This window comes from Enterobacter sp. 186315 (assembly GCF_053290175.1).
Genome location: NZ_JBPTTK010000004.1, coordinates 139,915 through 155,709, shown reverse-complemented (window position 1 = coordinate 155,709; position 15,795 = coordinate 139,915). Strand labels below are relative to the sequence as shown.

Here is a 15,795-nt window from a genome sequence, read left to right as displayed (position 1 = left end):
GATATACGGAAGTAATAGTGAATAGATGGAAATTATTGTTCCGGGTTTATCATGCGCCAGCTTAATCGCCTCAATCAGTATCAACGCCTGTGGCAGCCCTCATCCGGTGCGCCGCAGCAGGTCACCGTGACAGAACTCGCCAGCCGCTGTTTTTGCAGCGAGCGGCACGTGCGTACCTTGCTTCGTCAGGCGCAGGAGGCCGGCTGGCTAAGCTGGCGCGCGCAGTCCGGGCGGGGCAAACGCGGTGAGCTGACGTTTCACGTCACGCCGGAATCCCTGCGTAATGCGATGATGGAAGAGGCGCTGAAAAGCGGCAATCAGCAAACTGCGCTGGAGCTTGCCCAGCTCGCGCCGGAGGATTTGCGCTCTTTGCTGCACCCGTTTCTCGGCGGGCAGTGGCAAAACGACACACCCACGCTGCGTATCCCCTACTATCGCGCGCTCGATCCGCTTAGCCCTGGATTTCTGCCGGGACGGGCAGAGCAGCATCTTGCCGGCCAGGTTTTCTCCGGCCTGACGCGCTTTCACGGCACCCGTACCGAGCCAACCGGGGATTTAGCCCATCACTGGGAAGTGTCGCCCGACGGTCTGCGCTGGCATTTTTATATCCGCTCCACCCTGCACTGGCATAACGGGGATAACGTGGAAACCGTGCAGTTACAGGAGAGCCTGAACGCGCTGTTAACGTTGCCCGCCCTGCGCACGCTGTTTCAAAGCGTCATGCGCATTGACGTCACGCATCCCCGGTGCCTGACGTTTATCCTGCATCAGCCGGACTACTGGCTGGCACACCGACTGGCCACCTATTGCAGCCGTCTTGCCCACCCTCACCTGCCCACGATCGGCTGCGGCCCCTTCCGAATTGCGGTGTACGATCCAGACCTGGTGCGTCTGGAAAGCCACGAGCAGTACCATCTCACCCATCCGCTGCTCAAGGCGATTGAGTTCTGGATCACGCCGACGCTGTTTGACTACGGGCTGGGGACAAGCTGTCGCCACCCGGTACAGCTTGCCATCGGCGAGCCGGAGGAACTGCCCAGCCTGCGGTTAGTCAGCAGCAGCACCAGCCTGGGCTTTTGCTATCTTACGCTCCGGCAAAGCCCCCGATTAAGCGAGATGCAGGCAAAGCGGCTTATCAATATCATTCATCTCTCGACCCTGCTGCACACGCTGCCGCTCAACGAAGGGCTGATCACCCCGACGCAGGAGATGCTTCCCGGCTGGCATATTCCCCACTGGCCGGAGATGAAGGATGTTGCACTCCCCGAGTCGCTGACCCTGATTTACCATCTGCCCGTAGAGCTGCACACGATGGCGAATCAGCTAAAAGAGTACCTGGCACAACAGGGCTGCGAGCTGACGGTGATTTTCCACGATGCCAAAACCTGGGACGGCTGCCAGACGCTCGCCGACGCCGATATCATGATGGGCGACAGGCTGATCGGCGAAGCGCCGGAATATACGCTGGAGCAGTGGTTACGCTGCGACACGCTTTGGCCGCACCTGCTGAGCGCGCCCCAGTTTGCCCATTTGCAGGCCACGCTGGACGCGGTACAAACCCAGTCCGACGAGCAGGCCCGCCACGCCGGGCTGAAAGCCATCTTTAGCCAGCTTATGGAAAACGCCGTGCTGACGCCGCTTTTTAACTACCAGTATCAGATCAGCGCCCCGCCAGGAGTGAACGGCATTCGCCTTAACACCCGCGGCTGGTTTGATTTCACCGAGGCCTGGCTTCCGGCCCCCAAATCGTGAAGAAGCTGGTCGACGTCGTGGTCAGGCGTTAACATAACGTTTTACCGTTATTATTGAGATGAATTATGAAACGTGCCGTCGTCGTGTTCAGCGGAGGACAAGATTCCACCACCTGCCTGGTTCAGGCGCTCCATCAGTATGATGAAGTTCACTGCGTCACCTTTGACTACGGTCAACGCCATCGCGCTGAAATTGACGTTGCCCGCGAACTGGCGTTGAAACTGGGCGCGCGTGCGCACAAGGTGCTGGACGTTACGCTGCTCAATGAACTGGCCGTCAGCAGCCTCACCCGCGACAGCATTCCGGTCCCGGATTACGAACTAGACGCCAGCGGTATCCCGAACACCTTCGTGCCGGGTCGTAATATCCTCTTCCTGACCCTGACGGCGATTTACGCCTATCAGGTGAAAGCCGAAGCCGTGATCACCGGCGTGTGCGAGACAGACTTCTCGGGTTATCCGGACTGCCGCGATGAGTTCGTGAAGGCGCTGAATCACGCGGTAAATCTGGGTATGGCGAAGGACACCCGTTTTGAAACCCCGCTGATGTGGCTGGATAAAGCAGAAACCTGGGCGCTGGCAGATTACTGGGGCAAACTGGATCTGGTGCGCAGTGAAACCCTGACCTGCTACAACGGCATTAAAGGCGACGGTTGCGGCCAGTGTGCGGCCTGTAATCTGCGTGCCAACGGGCTAAATCACTACCTCGCCGATAAAACGGGCGTGATGGCTGCGATGCAGAAAAAGACCGGCCTGAAATAACGCCTTTTCACCGTGCTGTCGAACCCTTAACGTCGACAGCACCGGTTTCTGAAAAGCCGATCCCTACGCGATCATTAGCTCCAGCTTTTCTCGCAGTTCCCCTTCCAGCGGCAGCGCCTTCTGGGTTTTAAGATCGATACAGACAAACGTGATCAGCGCGTCTGCTACTACCTGCCCTTCGGGATCGAGCGTCACCACCTGGCTTAACACCCCGCTTTTGCCGTTTAGCTGCTGGATCTGGCTGGTGACGGTCAGCACGTCCCCCAGCACCGCCGGGCGACGGTAGTTAATATTGATATTGACGACCACAAACGCGATGTTGTGAGCGGTCAGCCACTTGAAACCTTCGCTGTTTTCCAGCCCGTCCCAGCGCGCCTCTTCGAGGAATTCGAGATAGCGGGCGTTATTTACGTGCTGGTAAACGTCGAGGTGGTATCCGCGTACTTTGATTGTTGTCTGCATTGTTGTCTGCATAGCGCAAAAGCCTTTTGTCTTGTTATAGGATTAGAGGTCACAACTGGTATGACCTCATTATCCTGGCAAATTTATGCCTTTGTGCAAGTTATTGCGCGATTACAGCATCAGATGAGAGAGGTTGCGCTCAACCAGCGCGCTGCCCATACCCGGGACCTGCTTGAGATCGTCGAGCGTTTTAAAAGGACCGTACTCTTCCCGGTAGCTGACAATAGCCTGCGCTTTCTTCAGCCCCACCCCGTTCATCACCCGCGCCAGTTCGTCTGCCGACGCGCTATTGATGCTCACCCGGGTACCTTCCTCATCAGCGCTTTTCACGCCGGGCGTGGCTTTAGCGTGCGCAGGGGTCTGCGCGCTGGCCGCTGCGTTCGGTTTGCTCTGCACGACCTGCGGTTTGTCCGTCGCCGTTGCCGCAAATGCGGTTTGGGCGATCCCGGTGCTGGCGAATGTCAGGGCAATAAAAAGCGCTTTGATTCCACGTTTCATGCTGTTATCTCCTTGTTTGTTGACAGCGACGTCACGATAACCGGGCAGAAAAACAGGCACAAACGGCAGATTGCAGAAATGGAAAAGGCCGCGAAAGCGGCCTTTAGATATTGCAGTGCGTTACGAAAATCTGCGAGCAGACGCGTAATTATTGCTGCTGGGTAATGATGTCACCCAGTTTAATTTTTGCTTCTTTACGCAGGTTGCTCATCATGGCTTCGAAGGCAATTTGGGCGTTGTTCTGGGTGATTCCCTGAACCATCGCTTTCTTCTGCGCTTCCGGCATGGTGCCCGCTTTCACTTCGTCCAGCGCCAGCAGAACAACGTTGCCCTGCATATCCGTGGTGGTACCGAAGCTTGGTTTGTCTTTTGCTGGCAGGGTCAGGCTAAACGCCGCCTGGCTGACAGGATCCTGGCTGGTACGGCTCAGGGTTTTCGCTTCACCGAATGTCACACCCGCAGCTTTCAGCGCATCATCGCCTTTACCTGCTTTCAGATCGGCCAGCAGTTTTTCTGCGTCCAGCTTTGCCTGCTGCTCGGCTTTATTGTGTTTAACCTGTGCCACAACCTGATCTTTCACCTCAGCCAGAGGCTTCACGGACTCGGCCTTGTGCTCGCTCACGCGCAGTACGAAGGCGCGATCGCCGTCCACGGTGATGATGTCAGAGTTGCTGCCCGGGGCACCGTTCTCACCGACCAGGCCACCGTTAAAGATAGCGTCTGAAACCGGCTTGAAGTTCAGCTCTTCCGGCAGGTTGTCGCGGCCAAACCAGCCCGTTTCAACCGCCTTCACGCCCGCCGCCTGCTCTGCACCTGCCAGCGACTCGTTGTCATTGCTGGCGGCATCGCTCACTTTCTGTTGCAGCGCATAGAAGGCGTCCAGCGCTTTTTCCTGCTTCACTTTCGCCGCAATATCATCACGAACGTCGGTCAGCGGTTTGGTTTTTGCTGCCTGAACATCGTCCAGACGCGCCACCAGGAAGCCAACGGTGGATTTAATCACGCCGGACAGCTGGCCTTTGTCTTTCAGGCCTGCGTTCTTCAGCTCTTCCGGGGTCGTTGCGTCTTCCAGCCAGCCCATATCACCGCCATTTTTTGCGGAGATGATGTCGGTGGATTTTGCTTTTGCAACGGTCGCGAAATCAGCGCCTTTGTTCAGCTCGTCCAGCACCGCTTTTGCTTCCGCTTCCGTTTTGGTCTGAATGACGCTGTAACGGTTACGCTGTGGCTGGGTGAACTGGTCCTGATGCTGATCGTAGTAAGACTGAATATCAGCGTCAGACGCCGTTTCCTGCAACGCGGCGGCATCAAGCTTAATGTAGCTAATACGGAACTGTTCTGGCGCAACGAAGCTGTTCTTGTTCTGCTCGTAGTAAGCGTTAACTTCTGCGTCACTGGCCTGCTGTTTTGCCGCCAATGCATTCACGTCGATTATCGCTTCACGCACGACACGCTGCTGTGCGACCAGCGCAGCCAGCTCGTCAGTTTCACCTTTCAGCATAAAATCGGTGCCCACAACGGCGTTGATCAGCTGCTGGGTGGTCAGCTGATTGCGCAGCGCCTGAGCGTACTGGTCAGCGTTCATCCCCATCTGATTCACGATGGCGTTGTAGCGGGTGTTGTCGAATTTGCCGTTAGACTGGAATGCCGGAGTGGCGAAGATGGCTTTTTTAACCTGATCGTCGCTGATACCCAGACCGAGGTTTTTCGCGTATTGGTCAAGCAGGGCTTCGTCGATCAGGCGGTTAAGGGTCTGTTGACGCAGGGTTTTCATATAATCTTCGTTTGCCGCCAGCTCAGAGAATTGATCTCCCAGCTGCTGCTGCATACGGTTACGTTCACCGGCGAAAGCATTTTCGAACTGCCCGCGGCTAATTTCCTGGCCATTCACTTTTGCGGCGTAGTTGCTGCTACCGCCGATCAGGTAACTACTCACGCCGGTCAATATGAACGACACGATAATGATACCGAAAATAATCTTGAGCACGAGACTGTTAGCAGCCGTGCGTAAGCTGTCCATCATGGTGTAACAACACTCCGCTGTAGGTGACTGGTTACCTGACGCTGACGGAAAATCCTGACCGTCGCGCGTAAAGGCGTATTGTGACAAGAAACCGGGGCAATTGTCAGCCCACAACTCGCATAAACTCGAACAAATCAGGTCTGGACAAACAAAAAAGGCACATCAAATGATGCGCCCTTGTACTTTTCAGCTTCCCTGAAGGGAGAAAGCAATCAGTTTACTGCGTCTTTCAGCGCTTTACCGGCACGGAAGCCCGGCACTTTAGCGGCAGCAATAGTGATTTCTTTACCGGTCTGAGGGTTGCGGCCAGTACGGGCAGCACGCTCTTTAACCGCGAAAGTTCCGAAACCAACCAGTGCAACGTCGTCCCCAGCTTGCAGAGATTCAGTAACAGAAGCAATTAAAGCATCTAACGCACGTCCAGCTGCGGCTTTAGAAATATCAGCACCCGCAGCAATTTTGTCAATCAGTTGAGATTTATTCACTGTTCTCTTCCTCTCTTTATAATTTATATCGCACCTGAATCCTTCACAGTGCGACCGCGCAGCAGTTATATCAGGCCTGCCATGAGCTTACAACACCCGTTGTTGATGGCTTACCCAATCAGCAATCTAAATTAGCTATACAAAAAAAGGCTGGCAAGTGCGAATTCACCTGCCAGCCTTGTTTTTATTGACGCTCTTTGCGCGAGGTCACTATTTTGCGGTTACAACCTGCATTCCAGACGGTTCATTCTGCAAAGCGAGGGTCAGAACTTCTTCAATACGCTTCACCGGATGAATATCTAAATCGGCGATCACGTTGTCCGGGATCTCTTCCAGGTCGCGCTTGTTTTCATGCGGAATCAATACGGTTTTGATCCCACCACGGTGCGCTGCCAGAAGTTTTTCTTTCAGACCACCGATAGGCAGAACCTGACCACGCAGCGTGATTTCACCGGTCATCGCCACATCGGCACGAACCGGGTTACCGGTCAGACAGGACACCAGCGCAGTACACATTGCGATACCCGCACTTGGGCCATCTTTCGGGGTTGCGCCTTCAGGAACGTGAACGTGAATGTCGCGTTTCTCGTAGAAATCAGGGTTGATACCCAGTTTCTCCGCGCGCGCGCGCACCACGGTCAGCGCCGCCTGAATGGATTCCTGCATCACTTCACCCAGCGAGCCGGTGTAGGTCAGTTTACCTTTACCCGGTACGCAGGCGGTTTCGATGGTCAGCAGGTCGCCGCCCACTTCCGTCCACGCCAGACCAGTCACCTGACCAACACGGTTCTCGTTGTCCGCGCGACCGTAGTCGTAACGCTGAACGCCCAGATATTCGTGCAGGTTGTCACCGTTGATCTCGATGTGCTTCAGGGTTTTATCCAGCAGGAGCTGTTTAACCGCTTTACGGCACAGTTTAGAGATTTCACGCTCCAGACCACGCACGCCCGCTTCACGGGTGTAGTAACGAATGATGTTGATGATCGCGCTGTCGTCTACCGTGATTTCGCTTTCTTTCAGAGCGTTACGCTCAATCTGCTTAGAGAGCAGGTGGCGTTTAGCGATGTTCAGCTTTTCGTCTTCGGTGTAGCCAGAAAGACGGATCACTTCCATACGGTCCAGCAGCGGTGCCGGAATGTTCATGGAGTTGGAGGTCGCTACGAACATCACATCGCTCAGATCGTAGTCCACTTCCAGATAGTGATCGCTGAACGCGACGTTCTGCTCAGGATCCAGCACTTCGAGCAGGGCAGAAGCCGGGTCGCCACGCATGTCAGACGACATTTTGTCGATTTCATCGAGCAGGAACAGCGGGTTTTTAACGCCCACCTTCGCCATCTTCTGAATCAGTTTGCCCGGCATAGAGCCGATATAGGTACGACGGTGCCCGCGAATTTCAGCTTCGTCACGCACGCCGCCCAGCGCCATACGGATGTATTTACGACCGGTCGCTTTCGCAATGGACTGACCCAGAGAGGTTTTACCTACCCCTGGAGGCCCGACCAGGCACAGAATTGGGCCTTTGAGCTTATTCACACGGCTCTGAACCGCGAGGTACTCAAGGATACGGTCTTTCACGCGCTCAAGGCCGTAGTGGTCGGTATCCAGGATCTCCTGAGCCTGACGCAGGTCTTTTTTGACCTTGCTGCGGGCATTCCACGGAACCTGCACCATCCACTCGATGTAGCCGCGCACAACGGTCGCTTCTGCCGACATCGGAGACATCATTTTCAGCTTCTGCAATTCTGCTTCGGCCTTCTCTTTCGCCTCTTTCGGCATTTTAGCCGCGTCGATTTTACGCTTCAGCGCTTCGTTTTCGTCCGGCGCGTCGTCCATCTCGCCCAGCTCTTTCTGAATGGCTTTCATTTGCTCATTCAAATAGTACTCGCGCTGGGATTTCTCCATCTGTTTCTTCACGCGGTTGCGAATACGCTTCTCAACCTGCAACAGATCGATTTCGGATTCCATCATCGCCATCAGGTATTCCAGACGTTCGTTCACGTCGGACATTTCCAGCACAGACTGTTTGTCAGCCAGCTTCAGCGGCATATGTGCAGCGATGGTATCCGCCAGACGTGCAGGATCGTCGATGCTGTTCAGCGACGTCAGCACTTCCGGTGGGATTTTCTTGTTAAGCTTGATATAGCCTTCAAACTGGCTGATCGCGGTGCGTACCAGCACTTCCTGTTCGCGCTCATCCAGCTCAGGTGAATCAAGGTACTCCGCCTTCGCAGAGAAATGCTCGCCATCATCTGACAGAGTGGTAATACGCGCACGCTGCAAACCTTCAACCAGCACTTTGACAGTGCCGTCCGGCAGTTTCAGCATTTGTAAAATAGAGGCCACGGTCCCGACGGTGAAAAGATCGTTTACACCCGGCTCATCCGTTGAAGCTTCTTTCTGCGCAACCAACATGATTTTTTTATCATGATCCATGGCGGCTTCAAGACAACGGATAGATTTTTCCCGCCCTACAAATAAGGGTATGACCATGTGCGGATAAACCACCACATCGCGCAGCGGCAATACGGGGATTTCAATGCGTTCAGAACGCTCAGGATTCATAGAGCTCTCTCTTAGTTTAGTGTCCGCCAGGTAATCAGGTTCTGTGACTGTGTTTCACACAACCATTAACATGTAAGCAGTATATGGGGATGTTTCCCACACATTCAACGTCATGAATACGGAAAAAGCAAAGGGGGGATAAAATCCCCCCTTTTTTAATAACTGCCTGTTTGATTTGGTGAATTATTCGCCAGACGCCTGCTGCGCTTCGGGCTTACCGTAAATCAGCAGCGGCTTGCTTTGGCCACCAATGACGGATTCATCAATCACCACTTTCTCGACATCTTCCATGGACGGCAGATCGTACATGGTGTCGAGCAGAGCAGCTTCAACGATAGAGCGTAAGCCACGCGCACCGGTTTTACGGATCATCGCTTTCTTCGCGATCGCATCCAGCGCTTCATCACGGAATTCAAGCTCTACGCCTTCCAGATTGAACAGCGCCTGATACTGCTTGGTCAGCGCATTTTTCGGCTCTTTCAGGATCTGGATTAACGCGTCTTCGCTCAGCTCGTTCAGCGTTGCGACAACCGGCAGACGACCGATGAACTCAGGGATCAGACCAAACTTGATCAGATCTTCTGGTTCAACCTGCGACAGCAGCTCGCCTTCGTTTGGTTTTTCAGACGTAGATTTCACCGTCGCGCCAAAACCGATGCCGGAGCCAGTCTCAACGCGGTGAGAAATGACTTTATCCAGCCCTGCGAACGCACCGCCACAGATAAACAGGATCTTGGAGGTATCTACCTGCAAGAACTCCTGTTGTGGATGTTTACGGCCACCCTGAGGCGGAACCGCAGCAACCGTACCTTCGATCAGCTTCAGCAGTGCCTGCTGTACGCCTTCACCTGATACGTCACGGGTGATGGACGGGTTGTCTGATTTACGGGAGATCTTATCGATTTCATCGATATAGACGATCCCACGCTGCGCTTTCTGCACATCGTAATCACACTTTTGCAGCAGTTTCTGGATGATGTTTTCAACGTCTTCACCCACGTAACCGGCTTCGGTCAGCGTGGTGGCGTCAGCCATGGTGAACGGAACATCCAGCAGGCGCGCCAGGGTTTCAGCCAGCAGCGTTTTACCGGAACCGGTTGGCCCGATCAGCAGGATGTTACTTTTACCCAGCTCAACACCGTTGCTGGTATCGCCGTTACGCAGACGTTTATAGTGGTTGTAAACCGCTACCGCCAGAACTTTTTTCGCCTGCTCCTGACCGATGACATAGTCGTCAAGGTGATGACGGATTTCATGCGGCGTTGGCAGTGCGCTACGCTCACGGTGCGGTGCGACTTCTTTAATCTCTTCGCGGATGATGTCGTTACATAAGTCGACACATTCGTCGCAGATATACACGGACGGCCCGGCAATCAGTTTACGCACTTCATGCTGGCTTTTGCCGCAAAAAGAGCAGTACAGCAGTTTGCCCGAACCATCTTTGCGTTTATCTGTCATGAGTCCAAACCTCTTTTTAAGTTCTTTGTGCCGCACATGACGACGCAAATGCCATTCTCAGACGCAAGCTGCTCTCAGCAGAATGCCGCCCTACCTTAGTATAGCGGCACACTCGCGTCGCGGGCATCAATTACGATGGGTCAATACGGAGTCAACTAAGCCGTACTCAACTGCCTCTGATGCAGAGAGGAAGCGATCGCGCTCGGTATCACGCTCGATCTGCTCAAGGGATTGACCCGTATGCTGCGCCATAAGTTCATTCATGCGCGATTTTACTTTCAGAATTTCGCGTGCGTGGATTTCAATATCCGTCGCCTGGCCCTGATATCCGCCCAGCGGCTGGTGAATCATCACGCGAGAGTTAGGCAGGCAGAAACGCTTACCTTTTGCCCCTGCGGTTAACAGGAAGGCGCCCATAGATGCCGCCTGCCCCATACAAATCGTGCTCACGTCTGGCTTGATGAATTGCATGGTGTCGTAAATGGACATACCCGCCGTAATCACGCCGCCAGGGGAGTTAATGTACAGGTAGATGTCTTTTTCCGGGTTTTCCGCTTCCAGAAACAGCATCTGCGCCACAATCAGGTTAGCCATGTGGTCTTCGACCTGGCCGGTCAGAAAGATAACGCGTTCCTTGAGCAGACGGGAATAGATATCAAAAGAACGCTCACCACGTGAGGTCTGTTCAATAACCATTGGCACCAGAGCCATATGGGGTGCAAAGTTGTCTCGTTCGCCACTGTATGACATTTCCGTCTCCTGGATCTAAATTGAAAACACCTGCTGTACTGATTGTAACCTTATGGACGGATTATCAGCCAGTCTCATTCGTCGTGATTACCTGGTTATGGGGTTCACTTTGCCCTATTTCAAGCATAACAATCTTTTGTTGTTACGCTAACACTGAAAGGGTGTTTTAGCACTCTTCCTGGACTATTGGTGTGATAAAAAAAACCCGTCGCCGGGAGGCAACGGGTTTTTTGTTCAAACTTTAAACCGTTGGGGCGAAATTACGCCTGCTGGTTCATCAGTTCGTTGAAAGAGGTCTCTTTTTCGGACACTTTAGCTTTCGCCAGTACCGCTTCAACAGCCTGCTCTTCCAGTGCGACGTTGCGCATGTTGTCCATCAGCTCTTTGTTCTTACCGTAGAACTCGATCACTTCTGATGGATCTTCGTATGCGGAAGCCATCTCTTCGATCAGGCCTTTCACACGCTCTTCGTCAGCTTTCAGCTCGTGGGTGCGAATCACTTCACCCAGCAGCAGGCCAACAACAACGCGGCGTTTAGCTTGCTCTTCGAACAGCTCGCGCGGCAGTTCCATCGCTTGCTGCTGGTTGCCACCGAAACGCTGTGCAGCCTGACGGCGCAGAACGTCGATTTCGCTGTCGATCAGAGCTGCTGGAACGTCGATTTCGTTCGCTTTCACCAGGCCGTCGATCGCCTGAGATTTAACACGGTTACGCACGGCGCCGTTCAGCTCGCGCTCCATGTTTTTACGCACTTCGGTACGCAGGCCTGCGATCGAACCATCTTCAACGCCGAAACGCTTGATGAATTCTTCAGTCAGCTCTGGCAGCTCGCGCTCTTCCACTTTCTTCAGGTTGATAACGAACTTAGCCGCTTTACCTTTCAGGTTTTCAGCGTGGTACTCTTCCGGGAAAGTCACGTCGATGGTGAACTCTTCGCCCGCTTTGTGACCTTTGATACCGTCTTCAAAGCCTGGGATCATACGACCCTGGCCCATTGCCAGTACGAAATCAGACGCTTTACCGCCTTCGAACTCTTCGCCGTCTACAGAACCGGTGAAGTCGATAGTAACGCGGTCTTCTGCGTCAACTGCGCCTTCTTTGTCTTTCCAGTTCGCCTGCTGCTTACGCAGGGTGTCCAGCATACCGTCAACGTCTTCGTCAGTAACGGAAACGATCGGTTTTTCAACTTCGATGGATTCCAGACCTTTCAGCTCGACTTCCGGGTACACTTCGAACTCTACGGAGTAGGTGAAGTCTTCGCCCTGCTTGTACTCGCCTGGCACGTAGTTTGGCGCGCCGGCTGGATTGATTTTTTCTTTGATGATCGCATCGATAAAGTTGCGGCTCATCAGTTCACCCAGCACATCCTGACGCACGGAAGCGCCATAACGCTGAGCAACAACATTCATTGGTACTTTGCCCTTGCGGAAGCCGTCAATACGTACTTTTTTTGCTACGTTGACCAGCTCGCTTTTCACAGCAGTTTCGATGCTGTCAGCAGCGATAGTAATCGTTACACGGCGGCCAAGGCCTTGAGTGGTTTCAACTGAAACTTGCATCTTGTTACCTCAAAAAAATCACAGTGCTCGGTCAACTCTGAATCTGTCTGTTGTACCGGGATGTTCTCTATTAAGCAGATTCACATTCCCTGTCGCCAGAATCATCCCGAAGACATTCAATAAGACGCGGCATTATAGCGGCATCACTAAGGTGAGTCGAGAACGGTTAGGGTATGTTGCTGCGGCTTTTTTCACACTTTAAGGCTATTTTTAGCCTTAAAAATGCACCATACGTTCAAAACTCAGACAAAACAAAACGGCCCGGAGGCCGCTTTGACGTAATCTGCTAGCAACATACTGGAAAAACTCCAGCGGTTGCAAATACGATTTATCAGGCGATGCTGCCTGCACCTCGACAAGGTGGTGACGCAAAAATCGTATCCTGTAAGCCTTCCCATTCTTTGATGGTATAGGTGTGGAGCGCCAGCGCATGAACCGTTGACGAGAGTTCCTCTGTCAGCGTGCCATAGATCATACGGTGTCGGTTAAGGAAACGCTCTCCTGCGAAGCGGTCACTCACCAGCACCACTTTAAAATGACTTTCAGACCCAGCAGGTACGTTGTGACGATAGCTTTCATCGACGACTTCGAGGAAAACGGGGTTGAACGCTGCCCTTAATTTGTCTTCTATATGCTCACGTATCATCATGAAATTACTCCTCCGACAACGCTAAGATGTCACCCATCCCTTTAAATGTTAGCCGCTTTTACCGTTTCCATTACAACAAGACAACAAATATTTAGCTTTCGTCTGATTTTCTCAGTCAAACGAATGAAGTTCACTATGAGTCTCATACGTTTTGTCTCCGACTGGCAGAGAAAACGTCAGAAGTGGTCATTTTTCGGACAAGGCGATGAATTTACATGCGTTGACCACTTCCCCTCGTCGTTGGCGATGTTATGATGGCGCCAATTTTTCTCTCTATATGCTTACGATTCGTTGAGAACCTGAAAATGTTAAAAAAACTCTTCTTTCCGTTGGTAGCGCTTTTCATGTTGGCGGGCTGCGCAACCCCACCGACCACCATTGACGTTTCCCCTAAGATTTCCCTGCCACAGCAGGATCCTAGCCTGATGGGCGTGACCGTCAGCATCAACGGCGCCGACCAGCGCCAGGATCAGGCGCTGGCGAAAGTAACCCGCGACAACCAGCAGGTGACCCTGACCGCCTCCCGCGACCTGCGCTTCCTGCTGCAAGAAGTGCTGGAAAAACAGATGACCGCTCGCGGTTATATGATTGGACCAAGCGGCGTGGTTGATCTGCAAATCATCGTGAACAACCTGTACGCAGACGTTTCCCAGGGCAACGTGCGCTACAACATCGCAACCAAAGCGGATATCGCCATCATCGCCACCGCGAAGAACGGCAACAAGATGACCAAAAACTACCGTGCGAGCTACCAGGTTGAAGGCGCCTTCCAGGCGTCTAACCAGAACATTGCTAACGCCGTCAACAGTGTGCTGACCGACACCATCTCTGATATGGCTCAGGACACCAGCATCCACGACTTCATCAAGCAAAACGCGCGTTAATCCTGCATCCTGACCCGGCGCTTCGCCGGGTCAGTGCTATAGACACATGTCCAGTCGCTACTTACGCATTTTCCAGCAACCGAAATCAGCTATCCTGCTGATCCTCGGCTTCGCCTCCGGTTTACCCCTCGCGCTCACCTCCGGCACGCTTCAGGCCTGGATGACCGTCGAGAACATTGATCTTAAAACCATCGGTTTCTTCTCCCTCGTCGGGCAAGCCTACGTCTTCAAGTTCCTGTGGTCGCCGGTCATGGACCGCTACACCCCGCCGTTTTTGGGGCGTCGTCGCGGCTGGTTAGTGATGACTCAGGTGCTGCTGCTGCTCGCCATCGCCGCTATGGGGTTCCTTGAACCGTCCAGCCAGCTGCGCTGGATGGCAGCGCTGGCGGTGGTGATTGCCTTCTGCTCGGCGTCCCAGGATATCGTGTTTGATGCCTGGAAAACCGACGTGCTGCCCGCCGAAGAACGCGGCACGGGCGCGGCGATCAGCGTACTGGGCTATCGCCTCGGGATGCTGGTGTCCGGCGGCCTGGCGCTGTGGCTGGCCGACCGCTATCTCGGCTGGCAGGGCATGTACTGGTTGATGGCCGCCCTGCTTATCCCCTGCATTATTGCTACCCTGCTTGCTCCGGAGCCGAGCAATGTCATCCCGGTTCCGCGCTCGCTGGAGCAGGCCGTCGCTGAGCCGCTGCGCGACTTCTTTGGCCGCAATAACGCCTGGCTGATTTTGCTGCTGATTGTCCTTTATAAGCTGGGCGACGCGTTTGCCATGAGCCTGACGACGACCTTCCTGATCCGTGGCGTGGGGTTTGATGCCGGGGAAGTGGGCGTGGTGAATAAGACGCTGGGGCTGTTTGCCACTATTGTCGGCGCACTATACGGCGGCGTGCTGATGCAGCGTTTGTCGCTGTTCCGTGCCCTGTTAATCTTCGGCATTCTCCAGGGTATTTCCAACGCCGGTTACTGGCTGCTGTCGATAACCGACAAGCATATGATCTCAATGGCCGCTGCGGTCTTCTTTGAAAACCTGTGCGGCGGCATGGGCACCGCGGCCTTTGTTGCGCTACTGATGACGCTGTGTAATAAGTCGTTTTCCGCTACGCAGTTTGCCCTGCTCTCCGCGCTGTCTGCCGTGGGCCGCGTCTACGTTGGTCCGATTGCGGGCTGGTTTGTTGAAGCGCACGGCTGGCCGACGTTCTATCTGTTCTCGGTTATTGCCGCCGTACCGGGCATTTTGCTGTTACTGGTGTGTCGTCAGACGCTGGAATATACCCAGCGAACGGAACACTTTATGCCGCGAACCGAATATCAGCGCGCCTATCTATTTGCTCTGCGCTTATTAATGGCGGGCAGCCTGGCGCTGGCGCTATGGCTGATGGTGTTAATTGTCAACGCCGCGACGTCGCTTGTACTCCCCTTTGAAGCCCTGCTGCTCGACGTCGGTGCCCTGCTGGCTATCGCCGGAATTGTGACGGGTGGACTGCTCGATTTCCTGGCGTTACGCAAAACCCAGCGGACCTGACGAAAAAAACGAAAGGTTATTTCCCGTTGTAATCACGATGCGAAATTATAACGGCGAAATAACCTGCTCCGGCTAAAAAAAATATTTGTTGTTTTGTGCGGGATAAAAATTGGAAATTATTGGAGCTTACTTGACTAGCCTATTTTCCATTAACCGATTCAGCATTTGAAAGATTGAATTTTCGTTTTTCAATTGTCTTTTTATTGAAAATTAATTGTTAATTATTTGTATAATTTTGAGAATGGTTATACCAATTGCCCTTTTTAGGATATCCTTAGGGGTCGATTCGTTATAACGCCCATGCCATGCGGCTTTGGTCTGAAAAAGCGACATGTTTTGCAACACTTGTGACATGTGCGGCAGAACCCGGTAACACCTTCCTGACACAGCCCTAATGATGTTTACAGTAATGTAACCTTCCCGTAAA

At 53.5% G+C, this 15,795-nt stretch carries 13 protein-coding genes; 4 read left to right on the top strand and 9 right to left on the bottom strand.

Going from position 1 to position 15,795, the window contains the following annotated elements:
• Positions 1-51 precede the first annotated feature (51 nt).
• Complete coding sequence (locus tag ACSVHP_RS06615; protein WP_447551341.1) at positions 52-1,752, top strand: SgrR family transcriptional regulator; 1,701 nt, start codon at positions 52-54, stop codon at positions 1,750-1,752.
• A gap of 65 nt (positions 1,753-1,817) precedes the next feature.
• Entirely contained in the window at positions 1,818-2,513 is a 696-nt protein-coding gene (gene queC, locus ACSVHP_RS06610) for a 7-cyano-7-deazaguanine synthase QueC (protein WP_447551340.1), read from the top strand.
• A 63-nt stretch (positions 2,514-2,576) separates the two neighbouring features.
• Here the strand turns inward: queC and ACSVHP_RS06605 are convergent, their stop codons facing one another.
• From ACSVHP_RS06605 to bolA, 9 genes are all read right to left on the bottom strand, one after another.
• Positions 2,577-2,975, bottom strand: a complete 399-nt coding sequence (locus tag ACSVHP_RS06605) for a YbgC/FadM family acyl-CoA thioesterase (RefSeq protein ID WP_234675165.1) — start codon at positions 2,973-2,975, stop codon at positions 2,577-2,579.
• Positions 2,976-3,086: 111 nt separating this feature from the next.
• The gene (locus ACSVHP_RS06600; RefSeq protein ID WP_447551339.1) at positions 3,087-3,473 is read right to left on the bottom strand and encodes a helix-hairpin-helix domain-containing protein; all 387 of its coding nucleotides are present in this window, start codon (positions 3,471-3,473) and stop codon (positions 3,087-3,089) included.
• A 148-nt stretch (positions 3,474-3,621) separates the two neighbouring features.
• Complete coding sequence (ppiD, locus tag ACSVHP_RS06595) at positions 3,622-5,496, bottom strand: peptidylprolyl isomerase (protein WP_447551337.1); 1,875 nt, start codon at positions 5,494-5,496, stop codon at positions 3,622-3,624.
• A gap of 212 nt (positions 5,497-5,708) precedes the next feature.
• Positions 5,709-5,981, bottom strand: coding sequence for a nucleoid-associated protein HU-beta (hupB, locus tag ACSVHP_RS06590; RefSeq protein ID WP_002444653.1), 273 nt, complete (start codon positions 5,979-5,981; stop codon positions 5,709-5,711).
• A gap of 210 nt (positions 5,982-6,191) precedes the next feature.
• Positions 6,192-8,546 carry an endopeptidase La gene (lon, locus tag ACSVHP_RS06585; RefSeq protein WP_234675162.1) on the bottom strand — a complete coding sequence of 785 codons (2,355 nt, stop codon included), beginning with the start codon at positions 8,544-8,546 and terminating at the stop codon, positions 6,192-6,194.
• Between the two features lie 183 nt (positions 8,547-8,729).
• On the bottom strand, positions 8,730-10,004 hold the full coding sequence (gene clpX, locus ACSVHP_RS06580) for an ATP-dependent protease ATP-binding subunit ClpX (protein WP_006176908.1): 1,275 nt from the start codon (positions 10,002-10,004) through the stop codon (positions 8,730-8,732).
• Positions 10,005-10,130: 126 nt separating this feature from the next.
• On the bottom strand, positions 10,131-10,754 hold the full coding sequence (gene clpP / locus ACSVHP_RS06575; RefSeq protein ID WP_234675161.1) for an ATP-dependent Clp endopeptidase proteolytic subunit ClpP: 624 nt from the start codon (positions 10,752-10,754) through the stop codon (positions 10,131-10,133).
• Positions 10,755-11,014: 260 nt separating this feature from the next.
• A complete protein-coding gene (gene tig / locus ACSVHP_RS06570) occupies positions 11,015-12,313 on the bottom strand; it encodes a trigger factor (protein WP_234675160.1) in 1,299 nt (432 codons plus the stop codon).
• A 331-nt stretch (positions 12,314-12,644) separates the two neighbouring features.
• Positions 12,645-12,962 (bottom strand): transcriptional regulator BolA, encoded by a 318-nt coding sequence (gene bolA / locus ACSVHP_RS06565; RefSeq protein ID WP_234675159.1) that lies wholly within the window; start codon positions 12,960-12,962, stop codon positions 12,645-12,647.
• Between the two features lie 305 nt (positions 12,963-13,267).
• Between bolA and ACSVHP_RS06560 the strand changes: the two genes are divergently transcribed.
• Positions 13,268-13,846: a lipoprotein gene (locus ACSVHP_RS06560; protein ID WP_234675158.1), complete on the top strand. Its 579-nt coding sequence runs from the start codon at positions 13,268-13,270 to the stop codon at positions 13,844-13,846.
• Between the two features lie 46 nt (positions 13,847-13,892).
• Positions 13,893-15,368, top strand: coding sequence for a muropeptide MFS transporter AmpG (gene ampG, locus ACSVHP_RS06555; protein WP_447551335.1), 1,476 nt, complete (start codon positions 13,893-13,895; stop codon positions 15,366-15,368).
• Positions 15,369-15,795 lie beyond the last annotated feature (427 nt).

Bases quoted from the DNA above. Each gene is read 5' to 3' on its own strand.
- ACSVHP_RS06615 (WP_447551341.1), top strand. From the start codon at position 52: ATGCGCCAGCTTAATCGCCTCAATCAGTATCAACGCCTGTGGCAGCCC.
- queC (WP_447551340.1), top strand. From the start codon at position 1,818: ATGAAACGTGCCGTCGTCGTGTTCAGCGGAGGACAAGATTCCACCACC.
- ACSVHP_RS06605 (WP_234675165.1), bottom strand. From the start codon at position 2,975: ATGCAGACAACAATCAAAGTACGCGGATACCACCTCGACGTTTACCAG.
- ACSVHP_RS06600 (WP_447551339.1), bottom strand. From the start codon at position 3,473: ATGAAACGTGGAATCAAAGCGCTTTTTATTGCCCTGACATTCGCCAGC.
- ppiD (WP_447551337.1), bottom strand. From the start codon at position 5,496: ATGATGGACAGCTTACGCACGGCTGCTAACAGTCTCGTGCTCAAGATT.
- lon (WP_234675162.1), bottom strand. From the start codon at position 8,546: ATGAATCCTGAGCGTTCTGAACGCATTGAAATCCCCGTATTGCCGCTG.
- clpX (WP_006176908.1), bottom strand. From the start codon at position 10,004: ATGACAGATAAACGCAAAGATGGTTCGGGCAAACTGCTGTACTGCTCT.
- clpP (WP_234675161.1), bottom strand. From the start codon at position 10,754: ATGTCATACAGTGGCGAACGAGACAACTTTGCACCCCATATGGCTCTG.
- tig (WP_234675160.1), bottom strand. From the start codon at position 12,313: ATGCAAGTTTCAGTTGAAACCACTCAAGGCCTTGGCCGCCGTGTAACG.
- bolA (WP_234675159.1), bottom strand. From the start codon at position 12,962: ATGATGATACGTGAGCATATAGAAGACAAATTAAGGGCAGCGTTCAAC.
- ACSVHP_RS06560 (WP_234675158.1), top strand. From the start codon at position 13,268: ATGTTAAAAAAACTCTTCTTTCCGTTGGTAGCGCTTTTCATGTTGGCG.
- ampG (WP_447551335.1), top strand. From the start codon at position 13,893: ATGTCCAGTCGCTACTTACGCATTTTCCAGCAACCGAAATCAGCTATC.